At 62.8% G+C, this 21,988-nt stretch carries 20 protein-coding genes; 11 read left to right on the top strand and 9 right to left on the bottom strand.

The genetic code is table 11. The features are described from left to right. Positions 1 to 13 precede the first annotated feature (13 nt). Both VQ575_RS22960 and VQ575_RS22965 read right to left on the bottom strand, forming a co-directional pair. Positions 14 to 493, bottom strand: coding sequence for a LabA-like NYN domain-containing protein (locus VQ575_RS22960; protein WP_030140338.1), 480 nt, complete (start codon positions 491 to 493; stop codon positions 14 to 16). 128 nt (positions 494 to 621) lie between these two features. Continuing rightward, positions 622 to 1,377 carry a DUF2076 domain-containing protein gene (locus tag VQ575_RS22965; RefSeq protein ID WP_325918472.1) on the bottom strand — a complete coding sequence of 252 codons (756 nt, stop codon included), beginning with the start codon at positions 1,375 to 1,377 and terminating at the stop codon, positions 622 to 624. A 178-nt stretch (positions 1,378 to 1,555) separates the two neighbouring features. On the opposite strand from VQ575_RS22965, the gene VQ575_RS22970 reads away from it, so the two are divergent. Together VQ575_RS22970 and VQ575_RS22975 are read left to right on the top strand one after the other, a co-directional pair. Then, the gene (locus tag VQ575_RS22970; protein ID WP_325918473.1) at positions 1,556 to 2,215 is read left to right on the top strand and encodes a YciC family protein; all 660 of its coding nucleotides are present in this window, start codon (positions 1,556 to 1,558) and stop codon (positions 2,213 to 2,215) included. Further along, a complete protein-coding gene (locus VQ575_RS22975) occupies positions 2,212 to 3,291 on the top strand; it encodes an endonuclease/exonuclease/phosphatase family protein (protein ID WP_325918475.1) in 1,080 nt (359 codons plus the stop codon). Before VQ575_RS22970 ends, VQ575_RS22975 begins: the two co-directional genes overlap by 4 nt. Positions 3,292 to 3,366: 75 nt before the next feature. On the opposite strand, the gene hrpB is transcribed toward VQ575_RS22975, so the two are convergent. Next, positions 3,367 to 5,883, bottom strand: coding sequence for an ATP-dependent helicase HrpB (hrpB, locus tag VQ575_RS22980; protein WP_039594087.1), 2,517 nt, complete (start codon positions 5,881 to 5,883; stop codon positions 3,367 to 3,369). 95 nt (positions 5,884 to 5,978) lie between these two features. Between hrpB and VQ575_RS22985 the strand changes: the two genes are divergently transcribed. Together VQ575_RS22985 and VQ575_RS22990 are read left to right on the top strand one after the other, a co-directional pair. Next, a complete protein-coding gene (locus VQ575_RS22985) occupies positions 5,979 to 6,398 on the top strand; it encodes a hypothetical protein (protein WP_039594086.1) in 420 nt (139 codons plus the stop codon). A 27-nt stretch (positions 6,399 to 6,425) separates the two neighbouring features. Next, positions 6,426 to 7,319: a cation diffusion facilitator family transporter gene (locus tag VQ575_RS22990; RefSeq protein WP_039594085.1), complete on the top strand. Its 894-nt coding sequence runs from the start codon at positions 6,426 to 6,428 to the stop codon at positions 7,317 to 7,319. Positions 7,320 to 7,369: 50 nt separating this feature from the next. Here VQ575_RS22990 and VQ575_RS22995 read toward each other — a convergent pair whose 3' ends face one another. Continuing rightward, on the bottom strand, positions 7,370 to 8,377 hold the full coding sequence (locus VQ575_RS22995; protein WP_039594084.1) for a DUF6515 family protein: 1,008 nt from the start codon (positions 8,375 to 8,377) through the stop codon (positions 7,370 to 7,372). Positions 8,378 to 8,791: 414 nt separating this feature from the next. Between VQ575_RS22995 and VQ575_RS23000 the strand changes: the two genes are divergently transcribed. Continuing rightward, on the top strand, positions 8,792 to 9,271 hold the full coding sequence (locus VQ575_RS23000) for an Lrp/AsnC family transcriptional regulator (RefSeq protein WP_039594083.1): 480 nt from the start codon (positions 8,792 to 8,794) through the stop codon (positions 9,269 to 9,271). Positions 9,272 to 9,524: 253 nt separating this feature from the next. After that, positions 9,525 to 9,734, top strand: a complete 210-nt coding sequence (locus VQ575_RS23005) for a DUF2788 domain-containing protein (protein ID WP_039594082.1) — start codon at positions 9,525 to 9,527, stop codon at positions 9,732 to 9,734. Here VQ575_RS23005 and VQ575_RS23010 read toward each other — a convergent pair. The 4 genes from VQ575_RS23010 to VQ575_RS23025 form a co-directional block, all read right to left on the bottom strand. Further along, positions 9,729 to 10,295, bottom strand: coding sequence for a pseudouridine synthase (locus tag VQ575_RS23010; RefSeq protein WP_162488981.1), 567 nt, complete (start codon positions 10,293 to 10,295; stop codon positions 9,729 to 9,731). The genes VQ575_RS23005 and VQ575_RS23010 overlap by 6 nt on opposite strands. A gap of 139 nt (positions 10,296 to 10,434) precedes the next feature. Continuing rightward, a complete protein-coding gene (gene amn / locus VQ575_RS23015) occupies positions 10,435 to 11,934 on the bottom strand; it encodes an AMP nucleosidase (RefSeq protein WP_162488980.1) in 1,500 nt (499 codons plus the stop codon). A 73-nt stretch (positions 11,935 to 12,007) separates the two neighbouring features. Continuing rightward, positions 12,008 to 13,657, bottom strand: a complete 1,650-nt coding sequence (locus tag VQ575_RS23020; RefSeq protein ID WP_039594080.1) for an acyl-CoA dehydrogenase family protein — start codon at positions 13,655 to 13,657, stop codon at positions 12,008 to 12,010. Between the two features lie 74 nt (positions 13,658 to 13,731). Beyond that, on the bottom strand, positions 13,732 to 16,116 hold the full coding sequence (locus VQ575_RS23025) for a hybrid sensor histidine kinase/response regulator (RefSeq protein ID WP_039594079.1): 2,385 nt from the start codon (positions 16,114 to 16,116) through the stop codon (positions 13,732 to 13,734). Positions 16,117 to 16,415: 299 nt separating this feature from the next. On the opposite strand from VQ575_RS23025, the gene VQ575_RS23030 reads away from it, so the two are divergent. From VQ575_RS23030 to VQ575_RS23045, 4 genes are all read left to right on the top strand, one after another. Continuing rightward, positions 16,416 to 17,213 carry a hydroxymethylpyrimidine/phosphomethylpyrimidine kinase gene (locus tag VQ575_RS23030; protein WP_039594078.1) on the top strand — a complete coding sequence of 266 codons (798 nt, stop codon included), beginning with the start codon at positions 16,416 to 16,418 and terminating at the stop codon, positions 17,211 to 17,213. 15 nt (positions 17,214 to 17,228) lie between these two features. Continuing rightward, positions 17,229 to 17,855, top strand: coding sequence for a thiamine phosphate synthase (gene thiE, locus VQ575_RS23035; RefSeq protein WP_045157020.1), 627 nt, complete (start codon positions 17,229 to 17,231; stop codon positions 17,853 to 17,855). 27 nt (positions 17,856 to 17,882) lie between these two features. Beyond that, positions 17,883 to 19,166, top strand: a complete 1,284-nt coding sequence (gene hemL / locus VQ575_RS23040) for a glutamate-1-semialdehyde 2,1-aminomutase (RefSeq protein ID WP_039594076.1) — start codon at positions 17,883 to 17,885, stop codon at positions 19,164 to 19,166. A 218-nt stretch (positions 19,167 to 19,384) separates the two neighbouring features. Then, entirely contained in the window at positions 19,385 to 19,939 is a 555-nt protein-coding gene (locus VQ575_RS23045) for a tetratricopeptide repeat protein (RefSeq protein ID WP_039594075.1), read from the top strand. Between the two features lie 72 nt (positions 19,940 to 20,011). Here VQ575_RS23045 and VQ575_RS23050 read toward each other — a convergent pair whose 3' ends face one another. After that, positions 20,012 to 20,341: a DUF1820 family protein gene (locus VQ575_RS23050; protein ID WP_003185742.1), complete on the bottom strand. Its 330-nt coding sequence runs from the start codon at positions 20,339 to 20,341 to the stop codon at positions 20,012 to 20,014. A gap of 133 nt (positions 20,342 to 20,474) precedes the next feature. On the opposite strand from VQ575_RS23050, the gene miaB reads away from it, so the two are divergent. Further along, positions 20,475 to 21,803 (top strand): tRNA (N6-isopentenyl adenosine(37)-C2)-methylthiotransferase MiaB, encoded by a 1,329-nt coding sequence (gene miaB, locus VQ575_RS23055; RefSeq protein WP_325918477.1) that lies wholly within the window; start codon positions 20,475 to 20,477, stop codon positions 21,801 to 21,803. Positions 21,804 to 21,988 lie beyond the last annotated feature (185 nt).

Genomic DNA, 21,988 nt, shown 5'->3' on the forward strand with positions numbered 1-21,988 from the left:
GGCTCCTTGAAGTTCAATTCTTGAGCAGCAGCGCGCCCTCGATGGGCACGTAGCGGCTGGCGGCGCGGATCAGTGAATTGGCGGTCAGCCCCGGTACACCGTAGGCCACCGCTTGCACGCCGTGCTTGCTGATGATGCGTTCTAGCAACATGTCGAAATCGCCATCGCCGGAGGCCAGCACCACCTCATCGACGTGATCGGCGGCGTCCATGATGTCGAGCGTAATGCCCACGTCCCAGTCGCCCTTGGCCGAGCCATCGCTGCGCTGGATGTAAGGCTTGAGCTTCACGGTGAAACCCAGGTTGCGCAGGATCTGCTGGAATTGCTGCTGCTTGCTGTCACCGCGATCGATCGCATAGGCGTAGGCCTCGACGATCTGCCCCTGCTTGCTCACATCAGCCCACAGCGCGGCGTAGTTGAAATGGCAACCATAGGCTTGGCGTACGGTGTAGTAGAGGTTCTGGACATCGGCGAACACTGCAATTTTTTTCACCGCGTTTCCTCGTTGATACGCACGCGCGTAGGCCACCCGGCCCGAAAAGTCGCCCAGTATGCCAGCCTCGAGGAATGTTCTGCGAGTAATCGCCTCGAGGCGCCAGGGCGCCCCGGACGAATGGCGGGTCAGACGAAGGAGTCGTCGTCGCCGAAGAAAGACGAATCGTCGCTGTAGTCCGCGTCGCTAAAACCGCCCTGGTCATTGCCATAGGTGTCGCTGTCAGCCACGCGCGGCTCATCGCCCCAGCCATTGTCGCCACTGTTGGCAGTGTCGTTGACGGGCTGGGCCGGTTCCTCCTTGAGAACCTCGACGATTTCCTGGGGTTGATCGCTGTGGAAGAGGCTGCTGATGCCTTGGGCCAACATCACGCCACCGGCCACGCCTGCGGCGGTCTTCAGCGCTCCGCCGAGGAAGCTGCCCGCCGCCGGGGCTTGCTGTTGCGGCGCACCATAGTTGCCCGGCGCGGCGCCGAAGCCTTGCTGTGTCGGCGCATTGAACGATGGGCGTGCCGGTTCGCGCCAGCCGCCACCACTGGGGGCCGGCGCGCTCGCGGGCCGGGAATCGCGGTTGCTGCCGCCGAAGATGCTTGAGAGGAAACCACCGCCACCGCTTGGCGCGGATGCCTGGCTGCGGGACTGCTGCAACTGCGCTTGCAGTTGTTCGATCTGCTGGGAGAGTTGGGTGTTCTGCTCGTCCAGGCGCTTGATCGCCGCCTCTTGCACCAGGATCGCCTGGGCCATGAAATAGCCCGCCGCAGGTTGCCTGGCCAAATGCTCCTTGATCCGCGCCTCGGCCTGGGCGTCGCGTGGCGCTGAATCCATTTCGGCCTGCTGCAACCGTGAAAACAGTCCATCGATCAGGGTTTGTTCTTCGCTGTTCATGGCGACCTCATCAGATTGCCGGATAAAAAACCAAGCCGGTCCGCACAAGACCGGTGCCCGTCAGTAATGGGGTCCGCCAAGACGCTTTCAACGGTCTTTACCTGATGTTTACGTTTGTTTATGCGGGCAGCTGATGGGTAAAGTGTCGGACCGCTTTTCTGAACTGCGATACCGACCCATGAATCCGTTAGAAGTACTGCGTGACTCCTTGTATTTTTTCAAGCGCCATCTGGGCCGCATCGCCCAGTTGTGCCTGCCGCTGGTGATACTCGAAGCGGTGCTGCAGCAAGGGGTGGACAGCGCCGTCGCGGCCGACGGTTTTTCCGGCTACAGCGTGATCGTCGGGTTATTGGTGTACCCGCTGTACACGGCGGCGTTGATTCTGTTTCTTGACGCCCGCAGTCGTGGCGAAGCCCCTCGCCCCCGCGACCTGCTCGCCGCCTCGCTCCTGCAATGGCCACGCTTCGCCTTGCTGACCGCCCTCAATACGCTGCTGATCCTGATTGGCATCTCGTTGTATTTCCTGCCGGGGCTATGGTTGATGGTCGTCCTGGCCTTCGGTGAATATCTGTTGGTGCTCAAAGGCATGACTCCACTGGCAGCGATGAAGGAAAGCCTGCGCATGAGTCGCGGTCATTTCTGGCGAATCCTGCTGTGCATCCTGGCCGTGATGATCCCGCTGTGGCTGCTCAAGGGCGCCAGCGTCTCGGTGTATCCGCCGCCGCAGAACCCCTTGGTCAGTTTGCTGGTCGACAGCATCCACAGCTTCCTGCAACTGTTTACCACGGTGGTACTGTTCCGCATGTTCATGTTGATTGCTGAAAAACCTCAGTCATGACCCGTCTGCTGCGATACGCCCTGCTGGGCCTGTTGTTGATTATCGGCATCGGAGCCTTTTCGGTTTATGGCCTGACGTGGCGTCCCCAGGCCCGGGAAACGCTGCCCGTCAGCTGCGCCGCGAACGCCGCACCGTTGATGCCCGGCCAAGCCTTGAAGGTCATGACCTGGAACGTGCAATTCCTGGCCGGCAAGCGCTACGTGTTCTGGCACGACCTTGCCCAAGGCAACGATGAAAGCCCGACCCCGGAAGACATGGCCTTCAGCCTGGACGAAGTGGCCCGGGTCATTCGCGACGAGCAACCGGATGTGGTGTTGCTCCAGGAACTCGACAACGGCGCCAAGGCCAGCGACTACCAGGACCAGCTCAAGCTGTTGCAGGAGCGCCTGGCCGACCTCTACCCGTGCGGCACCAGCGCGTTCGATTGGAAAGCCGACTTCATCCCTAACCCGCGGATCTTCGGCAGCGTCGGCCGGCAGCTGGCGACGCTGAGCCGCTACCGCATCGACCACGCCGAGCGAGTGCAATTGCCGGTGGCTGATGGGAATTTCATCAGCCGCCAGTTCCAGCCGAAAAACGCCCTGCTCGTGAGTTACCTGGTCCTGGACGGCGGGGGGCAGCTGGCGGTGCTCAATACGCACCTGGAGCGGGCCACGCAACCGGACGACACCGCGCAGAAACAGATCGGTGCCGTTTCCAAGTCCCTCGACAAGCTTGAATCCGCCGGCACGCCCTGGCTGATCGGCGGCGATTTCAACCTGTTGCCCCTGGGCCAATACCGGCGTTTGCCAAACGAACAGCGCTCGCCCTACTCCGCCGACAGCGAGCTGCACCTGTTGTGGGACAAATACCCGATGATCCCCACCAACAACGAGGCCAGTGGCATCGACCGCGCCCACTGGCTGACCCACTACCCCAACGACCCTGGCCTCAACGGCCCCGACCGCACCGTCGACTACCTGTTCTACAGCCCGCGCCTCAAGCGGGTCCAGGCCCAGGTGCGGCAGGATGACACATTGCGCATCTCCGATCATTTGCCGGTGATTGCGCGGTTTCTGTTGCCGGCGATGCCGTGACAGCTTTTAGAAACTGTGGGATAGCCTGCTCGCTCCCAAGGGGGCTGTGTTTCAGATTACAGACCTTGGGCCCTTTCACTTGCGCGGCTTGGCCCGCGCCGTCGCTTCCGCCACCAGCGGGTCGTCCGGCCAGTAGTGCTTGGGATATCGTCCCTTGAGGTCTTTCTTCACCTCGGCGTAGGTGTTGCGCCAGAAGCTCGCCAAGTCCTGGGTCACCTGCACCGGTCGACGTGCTGGCGATAGCAGGTGCAGCTTGACCACCTGCCGTCCGCCGGCGATGCGCGGGGTGTCGGACAGACCGAAGAGTTCCTGCAAGCGCACCGCCAGGATCGGCGGGTGTTCGCTGTAGTCCAGGCGAATCGACGACCCGGAAGGCACGCTCAAATGGTGCGGCGCCTGTTCGTCCAAGCGTTGCGGCAATGGCCAGGGCAGCAGGTTGTGGACGATGCTCGACAGGTCCAGGTTGGCGAAATGACTGAGTCGCGACACACGCCCCAGGTAAGGCATCAACCAGTGTTCGAGGCTTTCCAGCAACGCCGCATCGCTGACGTCCGGCCATTCGCTCTCGCCCTTGCTCTCCCTATCGAGCCGACGCAACAGCGCCACCCGCGCCTGCCATTGCCGCAACTCCGGCGTCCACGGCAGCAGTTCGAGGCCTTTGCGCCGGACCAGATTGACCAGTGCCTGGCTGCGGGCCGCCTCATCCAGGCCGGTCAACGGCTCGCGGCTGAGCACCAGTTCGCCGACCTTGCGCTGACGCTCGGCCCGCAGCACGCCTTCGCGCTCGTCCCAGTCCAGTTGATCGACCGTCTGCACCTGTTCGGCCAGCACTGAATCGAACAGGGCCGGGTCGAAATCCGTCGCCAGGTAGATCCGCTCTTCCCGCTGGCCCTGGCGACTGCCCAAATCGGCAATGACCAGCCAGGGTTGTTTCATCAGGCTGTCGGCCTCGGCGAACAGCGCCGCACGACCGTTGGCCAGGCGATATTCCGCACCGCCGGGGCGCCGTTGCTGGGCGACACGATCCGGATAGGCCAACGCCAACAATGCACCGAGCCAGCGTGGATGATCGGGATCGGCGACGGCCTCCTCGGCCTTGCCCCGTAGATAGCCGCGATATTGCCGGGCCAATTGCCGCGCCCGCTGCACGCCACCCTGGGCGCCGCGTGCTGCTCGCTCCTCACCGGACAACAAGACCAGACGGCTGTGCAGATCCGCCCCGGCGCCGCGCAGGATGTCGCGCTCGCCCAGCAGCGCGGCGACGTTGCAGGCCATGTCCGCCAGCCCCAGCGCCTGGCCGCGCAACAGCAGATGGGCAATGCGCGGATGGGCCGGCAGTTCGGCCATGGTCTGGCCGTGGCGGGTCAGTTGGCCGCCGTCGAGTGCGCCGAGACGTTGCAGCAGGTCCTGGGCCTGGGCATAAGCAGCGGCAGGCGGGACGTCGAGCCAGACCAGTTGCTGCGGTGTCACGCCCCAGCGTCCCAATTGCAGGGCCAACCCGGCCAGGTCCGCTGAGAGAATCTCGGCGCTGCCGTAGGCGGCCAATTGTTCGTGCTGGTCTTCGGACCACAGCCGATAGCACACCCCCGGTTCCAGGCGCCCGGCGCGACCGGCCCGCTGGGTCGCGCTGGCCCGGGAAATACGTTGGGTGTCGAGCCGGGTCATGCCACTGCCCGGATCGAAACGCGGCACCCGGGCCAGTCCGGCGTCGATCACCACTCTCACGCCATCGATGGTCAGGCTGGTTTCGGCAATGTTGGTGGCCAGCACGACTTTGCGCAGGCCGGGCGGCGCCGGATCGATGGCAGCGCGCTGGGCCGCCAGGTCCAGCTCACCGTGCAGCGGGCACAGCAACACGTTGCCACCGTCGCCGAGGGCATCGGCCAACTGTTGGTGAACGCGACGGATTTCCGCTTGCCCAGGCAAGAACACCAGCACGCTGCCGGTTTCATCGTGCAGAGCTTCGAGCACGGTCTGCACCAGCCGTGGCTCGATGAACTCGCCGGGCTGGAACGGCCGCCCCCAACGCACCGTCACCGGGAACATGCGTCCTTCGCTGCGCAGGATCGGCGCGTCGTCCAACAGACCGGCCAGGCGCTCGCCTTCCAGGGTCGCGGACATCAGCAGGATTTTCAGCGGTTGGTCTTCGCGAAACAGCTCGCGGCCATTGAGGCTCAAGGCCAGGGCGAGGTCGGCGTCGAGGCTGCGCTCGTGGAACTCATCGAAGATCAGCAGCCCCACGCCTTCCAGCGCCGGATCATCTTGCAGGCGGCGAGTGAGGATGCCTTCGGTGACCACTTCGATGCGGGTATCGGGGCCGACCTTGCTGTCGAGGCGAATCCGGTAGCCGACGGTTTCTCCGACTTTTTCCCCCAGCTCGCTGGCCAGCCGCTCGGCCGCCGCCCGTGCCGCCAGGCGCCGGGGTTCGAGCATGAGGATGGTCTGCCCGGCCAGCCAGGGCTCGTTCAGCAGGGCCAACGGAACACGGGTGGTTTTACCGGCGCCGGGGGGCGCTTCGAGCACCGCTTCGTGGCGCGAGGCCAGGGCTTGGCGCAGGGTGGGTAAAACTTCATCAATCGGCAAAGAAATCATGCTGGCTCCAAAACAGAGGGCCGAGTATAACGGCGAACTGTTTAGCGTGGTCTGGACTCCAACCAGCAACGCCCATACCTGCTCAGGAGATTGCTATGCGTATTCCCTTTCGCGTGATCGGCGGCGTCCTGGTCGCCACCCTGCTGACCCAGATCAGCGCGTGTGGCTCGATCTTCTACCCGGACCGTCGCGGCCAGATCGAAGGCAAGATCGACCCGGCCATCGCCGCCCTCGATGCCGTCGGCCTGCTGTTCTATATCATCCCCGGCCTGATCGCCTTCGCCGTCGACTTCGCCACCGGCGCGATCTATTTCGAACCGGGCCGCAGCGTCCAGATCGAGCCAGAGAAACTCAAGCCGGCCATCAACCCCGACGGCACGGTCAATAACCAAAAGCTGCAAGCGATCCTGGAAAGCGAGTTGGGCCGCAGCTTCCCGCTGGACGATCCTCGCCTTATCCAGCACAAGGGCAACGTCCAGCAATTGGCCGCGTTCGGTCTCATACCCGCCGCATAACGGGCGTAACCCAAGGAAGACCGCGCCATGACCACCAGCACCGAACACGCTCGCCTGTTGCGCCTGGCCACCCGGGCGTCGGTGGCCGTGGCACTTGTCTTGATCCTCGCCAAGGCGTTGGCCTGGTGGCTCAGCGGCTCGGTAAGCATGCTCGCCGGCCTGACCGACTCGGCGCTGGACGGCGTCACCTCGCTGCTCAATCTGCTGGCGGTGCACTACGCGCTGCGCCCTGCCGATGACGATCATCGCTACGGCCATGGCAAGGCCGAATCCCTGGCCGGCATGGCCCAGGCACTGTTTATCGGTGGCAGTGCGGTACTGATCGGGTTGCAGGCCTTCGAGCGCTTGAAGAACCCACTCCCCGTGGACGCGCCCTGGCTGAGCGTCGGCGTGATCGTGTTTTCCCTGGTCCTGACGCTGGCCCTGTTGGCGCTGCAGCATCGGGTCATCCGCGCCACCGGCTCCAACGCCGTGCGCGCCGATTCGCTGCATTACCGCTCGGATTTGTTGCTCAACGGCAGCATCCTGGTGGCGCTGGTCCTGGCTGGACTCGGCTGGTATCAATTCGACGCTTGGTTCGGCCTCGGCATCGCGGCGTATATCCTGTGGAGCGCCATCCAGATTGCCCGGGAAAGCTTCGCCGTGCTGATGGATGAAGAGCTGCCGCCCGACGTCAGCCGGCACATGCTGGAGCTGGCCTGTGCGGTGCCCGGCGTGCTCGGCGCCCATGACCTGCGCACGCGGATCTCCGGCAACCATTGGTTTGTGCAGTTGCACCTGGAATTACCCGGGGAGTTGACCCTGTCGGTAGCCCACGGCATCAGCGACCAGGCCGCCGATGCGATTCATCGCGCTTACCCGAAGACCGAGGTGCTGGTGCATGCCGATCCGTCGGAAGTGGTGAAGCGCGCCAGCGCTTGATGCCGACCACAGAACCCGCCACAGGGAACCGTTTTTTCCATTTCGAGTGATCAGTACGTCACCTGATACCCACGGCTACTCAAGCAATTGCCCTGCGCCTGGCGGTAGGTCTGTACCACTTCCGGCGCCGGCGGGTAGGTGTAGTTGCGCGGGTCGAACCCACTCTGCTGCACCGCCCAGCGATAGCAATCGTAGCCGTCCTGGTTGACCTGCTCCCGGGACTGGCCGTTCGCCGGATAAGCCACCACATCAAAACTGTTGCCCTGCGGTTGCGGCTGCGGGTTGGCGATCGGCGCATCGACCACAACGTAATCCCGGGTATTGGCTTCGTAGATGTAATAAGCGCCGGCGGCAAGGAAGAACAGGGAGCTGCCGATCCAGACCTCACGGGCGTAGTCGGGCAGGTAGCGGGTACGAATGCCCCGTGGCGGCTGGACCACGACATAACGTGGCCCTTGGGGGCGATACCAGTAGCCACCGGAGTAGAAATAATCGTGGCCGCGATAGGGCACGCGATAATTGCGGTCAGGGAAACGGTCGATCACATACCCCGGGCGATATTGCGGTCCCGGCCCCCAGCCGTTGCCATGGCCGTCGGGCCGGCCAGGCCAATGCTGGTCGGGACGCCCCTCGTGGCCGGGACGTGGGCCTGCATTCGGGTAACCATCGTTGCGACGCGGGATGTCGCGATAGTAGCCCGGTTGTGGTTCACGGGTCTGGGTCACGCTGTCGGGCCGGCCCTGGATCGGCAGGTTATTGCCGGGTTGTTGTTGCGGCGGGCGATCGTAAGCATTGGGATCTTGTGGTGGGCGATCATACTGCTGCCCACCCGGATTTTGCGGCCTGACCTCGAACTGTCGGCTGTTGTCGCCCCGGATGATCTCGTTGCTTGGCTGCCGGGGCTGGCCTGGATACCCCTGGCCATTGCCACCCCGTCCGTTCTGCCCTGGGCCGCCTTCGGGGCCGCCACGGTTTTGCTGATCGTCGGCCATTCCCTGCGCACTGACACTTGCCCACAACAGACCAACACCTGCCAAACGCCAGATGCGCGACTTCATGAAATTCCTCACAACGGTTCGGGGCCTGAAAGTAAGACTGGGGAAAGCCCAGGCCGGTTCTGCGATAGGTTATCAGCCGTGGGCTTTATTTCGCAGGCATAAAAAAGGGAGGCCCGTCGGCCTCCCCTTGAGAACTTCGTCCGTGCGCGACGCTTTTGACGTCGGCTCACCTCACGCCGTCTTCTGGACAGTGTGCAGCTCGGGGGTCTGCCAGTACCGGTGGGTACTGCGACCGCAGCCGGCCGGATTGGGCGGGCTGCACTGGACTGTTTGTCCGAGCAGTGATCTTGGTGGTAAGCATAGGCCCGAGGCGTCGGCAGCCGATTGCGAATATTGCTGGATTAAACTCCACTTGCGCAATTTTTAGCCTTGGATGGATAATCTCACGCAATTAACCAGATAAAGGCCCGCTCGATGAGCAAACTCGACCGTTACGACCTGAGTATTCTGGCGGAATTGCAGCGCGACGCGCGTATCTCCAACCAGGAACTGGCCGAACGCATCGGCCTGTCGCCCTCGCCGTGCTCGCGGCGGGTCAAGCAGTTGGAAGACGACGGCTATATCACCCGTCAGGTTGCCCTGCTCGACCGCAAGATGCTCGGCCTGAGCCTGACGGCCTACGTGCTGATCGGCATGGACCGCCACACCCCCGATCGCTTCGAGACCTTCGAAGCCGCGATCCGCAACCTGCCGCAAGTGCAAGAGTGCAGCCTGGTCACCGGCATCGACGCGGACTACCAGCTCAAAGTGGTGGTGCCGGACATGGACCATTACCAGAAGCTGCTGTTGGGGCACCTGACGCGGATCGAAGGGGTCACCAGCGTGCGATCGAGTTTTGTGCTGAACCAGGTGCTCAACAGCACTGAATTACCGTTGACGCATCTGCGTAGCTGACCGCTTTTGTGGCGAGGGAGCTTGCTCCCGCTCGACTGCGCAGCAGTCGCAAACCGCTCCACTGGCAATCAGGAACCGGTCAGATTTTTTTGGGGTCGCTGTGCAACCCGGCGGGAGCAAGCGCCCTCGCCACAAGATCTCCAGCCCGCGATGAACAGCTGCGACACACCGCCGCAGCCCAATCCTGCACCCGGCCACCATGCCGTATACTCGCCCCGCCTTTTTACAACCGCGTCCACGCCGGAGTGCCCCGATGGATCCTGCTGTTTTCGAAGAGTGGATGATGACCGGCCTGGTCAGCATCCTGATCATTTTCATGGGCTTTATCGTCTGGGACCTGGCGAAGAAGTCCAAGGCCGGACGCTTTGGTTCGTTCATCCTGTTTTTCGTGCTGGGCCTGGGCGTGGCGGCGTTCATCATCAAGAGCGTGGTGATCGGCCTGATCGAGTCCGGCACGTTATAGACGCGCTGGCACTTCCTTCCACTGGCCTTGGTCGAGGCCTTCGATTGTCCAGTCGCCAATCCTGACCCGCACCAGGCGCAAGGTCGGCAACCCCACGGCAGCAGTCATGCGTCGCACCTGGCGGTTGCGCCCTTCGCGAATGACCAATTCCAGCCAAGACGTCGGTACGCTTTTACGAAAGCGCACCGGTGGATTGCGCGGCCACAATTGCGGTTCGTCCAATTGGCGGGCCTCGGCCGGCAGCGTCATGCCATCGTTCAATTCCACACCGGCACGCAGGCGCTGCAACTGTTCGTCGCTCGGCTCCCCCTCGACTTGGACCCAGTACGTCTTGGCCAGTTTGTGCTTGGGGTCGGCGATGCGCGCCTGCAACTGTCCATCGTTGGTGAGCAACAACAGCCCTTCGCTGTCACGGTCCAGGCGACCGGCCGGGTAGATGCCGGGCACGTCGATAAAATCCTTGAGCGTGGCGCGCCCTTCACCGTCGCTGAATTGCGTCAGCACATCGAAGGGTTTGTTGAACAGGATCAGCTTCGGCTCGGCCGGAGGCGCCTTGGCCACGCGGCGCGGGGCGGAGGCTGGAGGCTTCGCGCCAGGGCGGCGGGAAACGGGACGGGGCGGACGGGGCATGGCAGCGACAACATCTAACGGTCTGGGCCGACCATGCTAGTGGCCCGACCGTTAAATGACCACTACCCGATCAGCGGAACGGCGGCTCGTCGAAGCTGCGCAGTTTGCGCGAATGCAACGAGTTGAGTTCGTTGCGCAACAGATCCAGCGCGGCGATCCCGATCTTCAGGTGCTGGTTGACCGCCCGCTCGTAGAACGCGTTGGCCGAGCCCGGCAGCTTGATCTCGCTGTGCAGTGGCTTGTCCGAAACGCAAAGCAACGTGCCGTAAGGCACCCGCAGGCGATACCCCTGGGCGGCGATGGTGCCGCTTTCCATATCCACCGCAACAGCGCGGGAGAGGTTGATCAATGGCCGTTCCTGGGCCCAGCGCAATTCCCAGTTGCGATCGTCATAGGTCAGCACGGTGCCGGTGCGCAGGCGTTTTTTCAGCTCATCGCCTTTTTCGCCGGTGATGTTCGCCGCCGCCTGCTGGAGTGCCATTTGCACTTCGGCCAAGGCCGGGATCGGGATGTTCGGCGGCACCACCCGATCGAGAATGCCATCGCGGCGCATGTAGGCATGGGCCAGCACATAGTCGCCAATGGTCTGGGACTGCCGCAGCCCGCCACAGTGACCGATCATCAGCCAGCAATGCGGACGGAGCACGGCCAGGTGGTCGGTAATGTTCTTGGCGTTGGACGGGCCGACGCCGATGTTCACCAGGGTCACGCCATGGCCATCGCTGGCCTGCAAGTGATAGGCCGGCATCTGATAGCGATGCCAGACCACGCCCGCGGCGATGGCAGAGGCTTCGCCGTGATCCATGTTCTTGTCGATGATCACGTTACCCGGCAACACCATCCGCACGAAGCGCGGGTCACTGCGCAATTGCTCAAGGCCGTGGACAATGAACTGGTCGACATAACGGTGGTAGTTGGTGAGCAGGATCCACGGCTGCACATGGCGCCAGTCGCTGCCGGTGTAGTGCACCAGGCGACGCAGCGAGAAATCCACCCGTGCGGCGTCGAACAGCGCCAGGGGCAGCGGATCGGTGTTTTCCCAATCGTAGAGACCGTCGGCGATGCCATCAGTGGCAGCTGACAAATCGGTGCTAGGGAAGACTCGCGCCAGCACGGCGGCAGTCACACCGGAGCCGGCGAGTTCGTCGCCCTGCTCCACCACATACGGGTACGGAATGTTCTGCTCGCTGACACCCACCTCGACGGTGACGGTGAAGTCGTGCATCAACGGCACGAGCTGCTCCAGCAGGTATTTGCGAAACGCGGCCGGGTGGGTAACGGTGACGCTGTAAGTGCCGGGCAGCTGGACCTTGGCGTAGGCGCGAGTGGTTTGCGGGACTTCGCCGTGACAATGATAGGTCAAGCGCAGGGCCGGGTAGCGAAACAAGGCCCGTTGCTCGGCATCCGGCTCGACGCGGTCCTTGAGATAACGCTTGAGCGCCTGGTTCAGCGCAGTGGTCGCACGCTCGTGCAGGGCCGCCAGCCGATCCACGGCTTGTTCGGCGGTTTGAACGACAATAAACGCTTCGGTCACGATCAGCTTCCTGTGTTCTGACTTGCAGGCCTTCATCTTGCCTGCATCGCCGCCGGACGGGAACAGTGGCGTATTGGACTCGATCGCTTCCACAATAGGTAGGGTTGTTTCAGAACCCCTGCGGGGTCGAGCGGGCGACGATCGCCTCGACATTCAAGCCCCGAGGCAGGGCGCCGTATACCCGACCAGTCGAGCCCAGGCGACTGGCGATAAAGGCATCGCTGACCTCGCCGTTCCCCGCCTCGAGCAACAGCTTGGCTTGCAGGCCCACGGCGATATCTTCGGTCAATTGCCGGGCGCGGTACTGGATGTCGCCGGTGTCCTTGAAGGCTGCGTGCAATTGGTGGATGTGCCCGGCCAGGCGCTTGTCGCCGTGGCCGTCGCCCAACTCGCTGAACAAGACCTCCAGCACACCGGGCTCCTTGGACAAGGCGCGCAACACATCAAGGCATTGCACGTTGCCAGACCCTTCCCAAGTCGAGTTGACCGGCGCTTCACGGTACAGGCGCGGCAGGATGTTGTCTTCGACGTAGCCGGCCCCGCCCATGCATTCCGCCGCTTCGTTGATCATCGCGGGGGCGCGCTTGCAGATCCAGTACTTGCCCACCGCCGTCACCAGCCGAGCGAACTTGGCTTCGTGTGCGTCGTCGAGATGATCCAGCGCCCGCCCCATGCGCAGGCTCAGGGCCAGCGCGGCTTCGCTTTCCAGAGCCAGGTCGGCGAGCACGTTTTGCATCAGCGGCTGTTCACTCAAAACCCTGCCGCCAACCAGGCGGTGCGCGCAGTGGTGGCTGGCCTGGGTCAAGGCCTGGCGCATCAGGGCGCTGGAGCCAACCATGCAATCGAAACGGGTCATGGCGACCATCTCGATGATCGTCGGCACGCCTCGGCCCTCTTCACCGACCATCCAGGCCAGTGCGCCACGGAACTCGACTTCGCTGGACGCGTTGGAGCAGTTGCCCAGCTTGTTTTTCAGCCGTTGGATATAAAACTGATTGCGTGTGTCATCCGGGCGATGACGCGGCAGCAGGAAACAGGTCAGGCCCTTGTCGGTCTGGGCCAGGGTGAGGAAGGCGTCACACATCGGTGCCGAGCAGAACCATTTATGCCCCACCAGTTCATAGGCCTGGCCCGGTCCGCTGGCGCCCACCGGATAGGCCTTGGTGGTGTTGGCGCGCACATCGGTGCCACCTTGTTTTTCAGTCATCGCCATGCCCAGGGTCACCCCGGCCTTGTGGGCGATGCCGACGTTGCGCGGGTCGTATTCGGTGGCGAGCACTTTCGGCACCCAATGCTCGGCCAGATCGGGTTGCAGGCGCAGCGCCGGCACGCTCGCGAAAGTCATGGTCAACGGGCAACCGGTTCCGGCTTCGGCCTGGCTGTGCAGGTAAGTCATCGACGCGCGGGCGACATGGGCGCCGGGTTGCGGATGGGCCCACGGCAGGCTGGGCAAGCCGTGCTCGACGGCGGTACGCATCAGTTGGTGATACGCAGGATGAAACTCCACCAGGTCGATACGGTGGCCGTAGCGATCGTGACTGGAAAATACCGGCTTGTTCTGGTTGGCCAGGAATCCCGCTTCCATCAACGGCCCGCCGGCCAGCGCACCGTAGGCATCGATCCGCGCCTGCGCCCAATCAGCACCGAAGCGTCGAGACCACTGTTGCAACGGCAGATCGATGCGGTACAGGTTGGCGCCGTCCAGGGACGGCGGCTGATTCGTGACGTCGTGGGTTTCGGCGAACTGATGCAGGTTCATGGCGGGGCTCCTCGGTCGGCCAGCAGGGATTCAGTTAAGCACCGCCCCCAGGCCGATCAAAGTGGCATATCCGCCTAAATATCGGCGCTTTCACCCTGTTTTGGACAAAGCACGCGTCGCTGCAGAATCGCCTGGAGCACTTCGAATTTCACCGGTTTGCTCAAATAATCGACCAAGGCCCCGGAGGGGCAACGCTCCTGCTCGATGTTCGGGCTGACCACCAGCAGGGGCAAATCCTCGCAACCGGACAGCGCGCGGATCTGGCAGCAGAGTGAAACCCCGTCCGGCGGCGCCGACTGGCAATCGAGGAGCACCGCGTCAAAACTGTCGCCCTGTAGCAGGTCCAGGGCCGCTCGACTGTTGTCGGCGGTGCGCACCCGATAGCCCAGTTTCAGCAGCATGCCGCGCATGACCAACTGATCGACGGTGTTGTCGTCCGCCAGCAGCACCGTGCAATCCTGGGGCTGGCGCGGATCCCGGCGTCCGCTGAAGGAAAATGGCGTCGAGATGGCCATTGGCAACGCGATGTCGAATTCCACGTCGAGCTGGAAACGGCTGCCGCGCCTCGGCTCGGAAATATGGGTCAGGCGCCCGCCGAGCAGTTCGACCAACTGGCGACAGATCGCCAAGCCCACGCCAAGGCCGCCGTATTCGCGCGTCATCGAGCCATCGAGCTGGAAGAAGCGCTGGTACAACGTCGCCTCGCCCAGATCGGTGAAACCGATGCCGGTATCGATCACGGCGAATGACAGCACCAGACGATCCAGCTCCGACGGCCGCCCGCTGACCCGCAGCGCAACGCCACCCGAGCGGGTGAACTTGATGGCGTTGTCCAATAGGCATTCCAGGCACTGGGCCAGTTTACCGCTATCACCGACCAATCGATCCGCCAGGCCGGGGCCAATGTCGACCTTGAAATCCAGGCCCTTGGCAACCGCGTTGGCACCGAACTGCACCTGCAAGGCGTCAATCACACCGCGCAGGCTGAACGGCGCCGGGTAGACCTTGAGCTTGCCGGCCTGCAACTCGGTGAGCGTGAGCATACCGTTGACCATGCGCATCATGTCCCGCGCCGAACCGGCCGCCGTCTGTTGATACTGGGTGAGTTCCGCGTCCATCTCGACGGTTTCCATCAACTCCAGAGAGCCAATCACACCGTTCATTGGCGTGCGCAACTCGTGGGTCAGGGTGGCGAGGAATTCATCCTTGAGTTTGTTGCCCTGGGCCAATTGCTGGTTGAGCACTTCGAGTTTCTGGCCGGCGTCGAACAGCGTCTGGGCTTGCTGCTCGCGCATCGCGTTGATGCGATCCGCCAGGGCGAGGGACAACAGCGCCACTTCGATGGCTGAGCCGATCTGGCTGGCGTACATGGTCAGGAAAATGTTCGGCAGGTAACCCAACACCATCATCGTGTTGACGATGCCTCCCAGCAGGAACGCCGACCAGGCAATGATGAAATAACGCGCGACCCGCAGGCCACGCCACCAGGCGAACAGCCCGGCGCCAAAGATCACCACGGTAAACACCAGGGCCAACGCTGTCGCCAGGCGTAGCGCCAGGGCATAGCTGGTCATCAGCGACAGCCCCACCACCACGGCGCTGTAGGCAATCAGCACAAGCAATACTCGATCGACCCAACGACTGTATTGCGCGGTTTGCAGGAAGCTGCGGGCGAACTGGCTGCCGAACAGCCCCGCGCAGCCGATGAAGAATGGCGTCGCAGCGTTGGCCCACCACGGATTGTCCGGCCAGAAATACTCCACCGCGGCGCCGTTGACCGACAACTGATACAGGCCGAACGAGGCGATATAGAAGATGTAATACAGGTAGCTGGTGTCGCGCACGCTCAAGTAAATGAACAGGTTATAGACCAGCATCCCCAGCAACACGCCATAAATGGTTCCCAACACATACAGGCGCACCGGCTGCTGCTCCAAGTACGCGGTGCTCGACCACAGCGTCAACGGCGCCTGGATCGAGCCCTGGCTCTGCAGCCGCAGATACACGACCTGGCGTTGTCCCGGTTGGAAATCCAGGCTGAACAGGTAATTGTTCTGGCGAACCTCGCGGCTGGCAAACGGCAGTGCATCGCCCGTCTGGCGAACCAGGCGATACGCCCCGCTGCCGTCGGCCAAGTACAAGTCCAAGTGATCCAGCGGCGGATACGCCAGTTCCAGCAACCAGGTTCGCTGGGCGTCGGGATTGGCCGGACGATAATGCAGATCCACTTTCAACCAGAATGCCGACCGTGAGTAACCGGCATTGAGCGTGGCTTTGTCATGGGGTTTGAAACGACCGGCCGCGGCCTGGGCCAGGACTTCATCGATGGAGGCCGTGCCGCTGGCATCCTCAAAGACCTGCAATGCATGGCCCAAAGGCAGGTTTTGGGTAGAGTCATCAAATTCGAGCGCACTTGCCAAGGGGGACAAGCACAGCAGCAACATCAGCAAATAGCGCATTTAAGCCCCAGCGTGGCCTGTCCGGTTGAGTCAGGAAGCCCCCCATTCCCTGAGTAGACGTAAAACCGGCATTACCTGTTATTGGTTGGATCCATCAGTAGCATAGCCGTTGATGGCCAATTTGCACCACGGAAATTTTTCCGACAAAAGGCTCTAGGACGGGCGTCTCAGCGCCAAGCATTGAGATAGAGCTGTTGCTTTGGTCAAGTTGCCAACCGGCGGACCACAAAAATAATCGCCAGCAAATCCCTCTGCGCCCGATCACCGATAAAAGAGGTTTGGTGATAAGCTCGCGCACCATGAATATCTACAGCTCTCGCCCCGTTGTCCTCTGTCTCTCCGGCCACGACCCAAGTGGTGGCGCCGGCTTGCAGGCAGATATCGAAGCCCTGCTCGCCCAGGGATGTCACGCCGCCCCGGCCGTTACCGCGCTAACCGTGCAAGACACGGTCAACGTCAGCGATTTCCGGGTGCTCGATCGCGAGTGGGTGCTGGCGCAAGCCAATGCCGTGCTCAACGATTCGCCCGTCGCGGCGGTCAAGCTAGGGATGCTCGGCTCATTGGAAATGGTCGACACGGTGGTCGAGTTGCTCCAGGCGCACCCACAGCTGCCGATGGTCTGCGACCCAGTGTTGCGTGCCGGCGGCGGCGGACGGCTGGGCAAGGATGAAGTTGGCTACGCCATGCGCGAACGCCTGCTGCCCTTGGCTATCATCGCCACGCCTAACCTGCCCGAAGCGCGCATCCTCGCCGAGTTGCCCGAAGGCAGCGCCGATGAATGCGCAGAAAAATTGCTGCCCTTCGTCAAGCACCTGCTGATCACCGGCGGCCACGGCGACGAGCATGAAGTCCATAATCGCCTGTACAGCCGCGACGGACACCGCGAGACGTTCACCTGCCAGCGCTTGCCCGGCAGCTATCACGGCTCCGGCTGCACCCTCGCCAGCGCCATCGCCGGCCGGCTGGCCCAGGGCGAACAGCTCGCCAGCGCGGTCAAGACAGCGCTGGACTATACCTGGCGCACCCTGCGCGATGCCGAACAACTGGGCAAAGGCCAGTTCGTACCGCGTCGCCTGCCGCTGGATTTCTGCTCGTAGCACAGGAGCTGTGGAATGAAATTACGTGGCCTTTATGCCGTGACCGACAGCCAACTGCTGGCCGGCAAGTTCCTCGCGTATGTCGAAGCCGCACTGGAAGGTGGCGTGACCCTGCTGCAGTACCGCGATAAAAGCAGCGACGAGGCCCGGCGCCTGCGCGAAGCCGAAGCACTGCGCAACTTGTGCGAGCGCTACAAGACCCAACTGATCATCAACGACGACGCCGAATTGGCCGCGCGCCTTGGCGTCGGTGTCCACCTCGGCCAGACCGATGGCCCGCTGGCGCCGGTGCGGGCGTTGCTGGGCCACAAGGCAATCGTCGGCTCCACTTGCCACGCCAGCCTGGAGCTGGCCGAACAGGCCGTCAACGAAGGCGCCAGCTACGTCGCGTTCGGGCGCTTTTTCAACTCCAGCACCAAGCCCGGGGCGCCCAGCGCAAACCTTGAACTGCTCGAACAGGCCCGCATCAAACTGCATGTACCGATTTGCGCCATCGGCGGCATCACCCTGGAAAATGCCGCCCCGCTGGTGGCCCACGGGGTCGACCTGCTTGCGGTGGTCCACGGCCTGTTCGGCGCCGACAGCACCGCTGACGTGACGCGCCGCGCCCGCGCCTTCAACGACCTGCTGCACATCAAATAGTCATTTTCCGTTTTCGAGAGCCCTGCCATGTCCCGTTCCGAAACCCTGTTTGCCAACGCCCAGAAACACATCCCCGGCGGCGTGAACTCGCCCGTTCGTGCGTTCAAGAGCGTCGGCGGCACCCCGTTGTTCTTCAAGCATGCCGAAGGCGCCTACGTCACCGACGAAGACGACAAGCGCTACGTTGACTACGTGGGCTCGTGGGGCCCGATGATCCTGGGCCACAGCCATCCGGACGTGCTGGATGCCGTGCGCAAGCAGTTGGAACACGGCCTGTCCTACGGCGCCCCGACCGCGATGGAAACCGAGATGGCGGACCTTGTCTGCTCCATCGTGCCGTCGATGGAAATGGTGCGCATGGTCAGCTCCGGCACCGAAGCGACCATGAGTGCGATCCGCCTGGCCCGCGGCTACACCGGCCGCGACAGCATCATCAAGTTCGAAGGCTGCTACCACGGCCATTCCGACAGCCTGCTGGTCAAGGCCGGTTCCGGCGCGTTGACCCAAGGCGTGCCAAGCTCCGCGGGCGTGCCGGCGGCGTTCGCCAAACACACGCTGACATTGCCGTTCAACGATCTTGAAGAAGTCGAGAAGATGCTCGGCGAAGTCGGCCAGGAAGTGGCGTGCATCATCGTCGAGCCGGTGGCCGGCAACATGAACTGCGTGCCGCCGGCGCCGGGTTTCCTCGAAGGCCTGCGCAGCCTGTGCGACCAGCATGGCGTGGTGTTGATTTTCGACGAAGTGATGACCGGCTTCCGCGTCGCCCTCGGCGGCGCCCAGGCCCATTACGGCGTGACGCCGGATTTGAGCACCTTCGGCAAGATCATCGGCGGCGGCATGCCGGTCGGCTGCTTCGGCGGCAAGCGCGCGATCATGGAATGCATTGCGCCACTGGGCCCGGTCTACCAGGCCGGCACGCTGTCGGGCAACCCGTTGGCGATGGCCGCCGGCCTGACCACCCTGCGCCTGATCAGCCGCCCGGGCTTCCACGCCGAACTGACCGACTTCACCACGCGCCTGCTCGATGGCTTGCAAGTGCGTGCCGATGCGGCAGGCATTCCGTTCGTCACCACCCAGGCCGGCGGCATGTTCGGCCTGTACTTCAGCGGTGCCGATGACATCGTGACCTTCGACGACGTGATGGCCAGCGACGCCGACCGCTTCAAGCGCTTCTTCCACTTGATGCTCGAAGGCGGCGTCTACCTGGCACCAAGCGCGTTCGAAGCCGGCTTCACTTCCATTGCCCATGGAGAGGCGGAACTGAAGATCACCCTCGACGCAGCTGAACGCGCCTTCGCGGCGCTGAAATAAGCCTGTGGATAACTGACGTTGGCTGACACCAGCGTCAGTTATTGGCCATGGCCTACCCTGCCTTTTCTTACAGATCTGCCCAACAAACCGTCGCTGCGGTTCCTTTGCAGTAGAAAAACGAGTAAAGACTTTGTAAGGATGGCCCCGCTTATTTCATAATGCGCGCTTATTGGATCCCCCGGAGGATCCACGCGCCCCTCAGAGGTAAGTCGATTCCCATGAACCGCACCGGCCGCACCCTTGCCTTGGGCTGCCTGTTGCTCCTTCAGCCCCTGCTCGTTCATGCACAGGCAGGCGGTAACTCGTTGTTGATCCCGGCGATGGGCCGTTGCACCCTCAACACCCAGCCACAAGATCTCGCACCGGCACTCGACGCCTGTCAAAAAGCGGCCGACGCGGGCGACGCGCAAGCGCAATACGAGTTGGGCGAGTTCTACTACGACGGCAAGGCGGCGCCCCGCGACCTCAAGCAAGCCCTCAACTACTTCGAAAAAGCCTCGCTGCAAGGCCATGCCCAGGCGCAATTCAAGCTCGGCGGCATGTTCTTCCATGGTGAAGGTGTACCGGCCAACAATGTCCAGGCCTACATCGTGTTGAAGATGGCGGCGGTCAATGGTGCCGAAGAAGCCCTGGACACCGCCGACGAGGTCGCCGAGCAGATGCCCCGGGATGAGTTGGAAGTGGCCACCCAGGTGCTGGGGCAGATCTTTCGCAAGTACCTGATGGAATTGCAGAACGCCGACGGGCGTACGCCCTTCTCGCCGCTGCCCTGAATTCACTGCGGCCCCTGTGGCGAGGAAGCTTGCTCCCTCGCCACAGGGGCTGCGCTCAACTTATCGACAGGTTTACTTCTCGGGCATCGGCATCGGAAACGGCATCACATTGCCGACCGCGCCGCGGGCTTCGCTGATTTTCGGCGTGCCCAGGCGCTCGACTTCATCGATGCGCACAATCGAATGCATCGGCACGAAGCTGCGCACCACGCCTTCGAACTGCGCCTTGAGCTTTTCTTCGCTCGGGTCGACGACCACTTGCGTGCGCTCGCCAAAGACGAATTCTTCCACTTCCAGGAAACCCCACAGATCACTCTGATAGATCTGCTTGGCGTACATTTCGAACACCTGGCCCTGGTTGAGGAAAATCACCTTGTAGATTGGAGCTTCACGTTTGGTCATGGCTGGCGAAACACATCGGCGGGTAAAAATGAGGGCGCGAACTATAGCATAGCCACTGCTCGCACAGCGGTAGGAACTGGGGGACTTGTTGCCTATAATGCGCGGTTCTTTGAATCACGTGATGACCCCGTCCATGGCCAAGAAGCTTTATATCGAAACCCACGGTTGCCAGATGAACGAGTACGACAGCTCGCGCATGGTCGATCTGCTGGGCGAACACCAGGCCCTGGAAGTTACCGCCCGCGCCGAAGACGCGGACGTGATCCTGCTCAACACCTGCTCGATCCGCGAGCGCGCCCAGGACCGGGTGTATTCCCAGCTCGGCCGCTGGCGTGAACTGAAGCTCGCCAACCCGGAGATGGTCATCGCGGTCGGCGGCTGCGTCGCCAGCCAGGAAGGCGCCGCCATCCGTGATCGTGCGCCCTACGTGGACGTTGTCTTCGGCCCGCAAACCCTGCACCGCCTGCTCGAGATGATCGACGCCGCGCGCGTGACCAAGTTGCCGCAAGTCGACGTTTCGTTCCCTGAAATCGAAAAGTTCGACCACCTGCCCGAGCCGCGCATCGACGGCCCCAGCGCCTATGTGTCGGTGATGGAAGGCTGCAGCAAGTACTGCACCTTCTGCGTGGTGCCCTATACCCGCGGCGAAGAAGTCAGCCGGCCGTTCGATGATGTGATCGCCGAGATCATCCACCTGGCGGAAAACGGCGTGCGTGAAGTGACCCTGCTGGGGCAGAACGTCAACGGCTATCGCGGCCTGACCCATGATGGGCGCCTGGCGGACCTCGCCGAGCTGATCCGCGTGGTGGCGGCGGTGGATGGCATCGACCGCATCCGCTATACCACGTCTCATCCGCTGGAGTTCTCCGACAGCCTGATCCAGGCCCACGCCGAAGTCCCCGAGCTGGTCAAGCACCTGCACCTGCCAGTGCAATCGGGTTCCGACCGGATCCTTGCGGCCATGAAGCGCAACCACACGGCATTGGAGTACAAATCCAAGCTGCGCAAGTTGCGCGCGGCAGTGCCTGGGATCTGCATCAGCTCGGACTTCATCGTCGGTTTCCCCGGCGAAACAGAGAAAGACTTCCAGCAGACCATGAAGCTGATCGAAGACGTGGGCTTCGATTTTTCCTATTCCTTCGTCTACAGCCAACGCCCCGGCACGCCGGCAGCCGATCTCGCGGACGAGACCCCGGAAGAAGTCAAAAAGGAACGACTCAACGCCTTGCAGCATCGTCTGAACCAGCAAGGTTTCGAGATCAGCCGACAAATGGTCGGCTCCGTCCAGCGGATCCTGGTGACTGACTATTCGAAAAAAGACCCGGGCGAACTGCAGGGCCGCACGGAAAACAACCGCATCGTCAACTTCCGCTGCGACACCCCGGCCCTGATCGGCCAGTTCGCCGACGTGCACATCGACGCCGCGCAGCCGCACTCCCTGCGGGGTTCGCTGGTCCAGTAACAACACAATCCCCTGCGGGCGGGCTTGCTCGCGAAGGCGGTATCACAGCCAATATCCATGTTGGATGTGTGGCCCCCATCGCGAGCAAGCGCGCCCCCACAGTGAATCGTGCCAAGCCCTGTGATCAGATTCGCCTGCTTAAGACCTTTCGCACCCAGCCTACTGGCGTTATCCTTGATTTCATC

The organism is Pseudomonas frederiksbergensis (genome assembly GCF_035751725.1).
Taxonomy (GTDB): Bacteria; Pseudomonadota; Gammaproteobacteria; order Pseudomonadales; family Pseudomonadaceae; genus Aquipseudomonas; species Aquipseudomonas frederiksbergensis_A.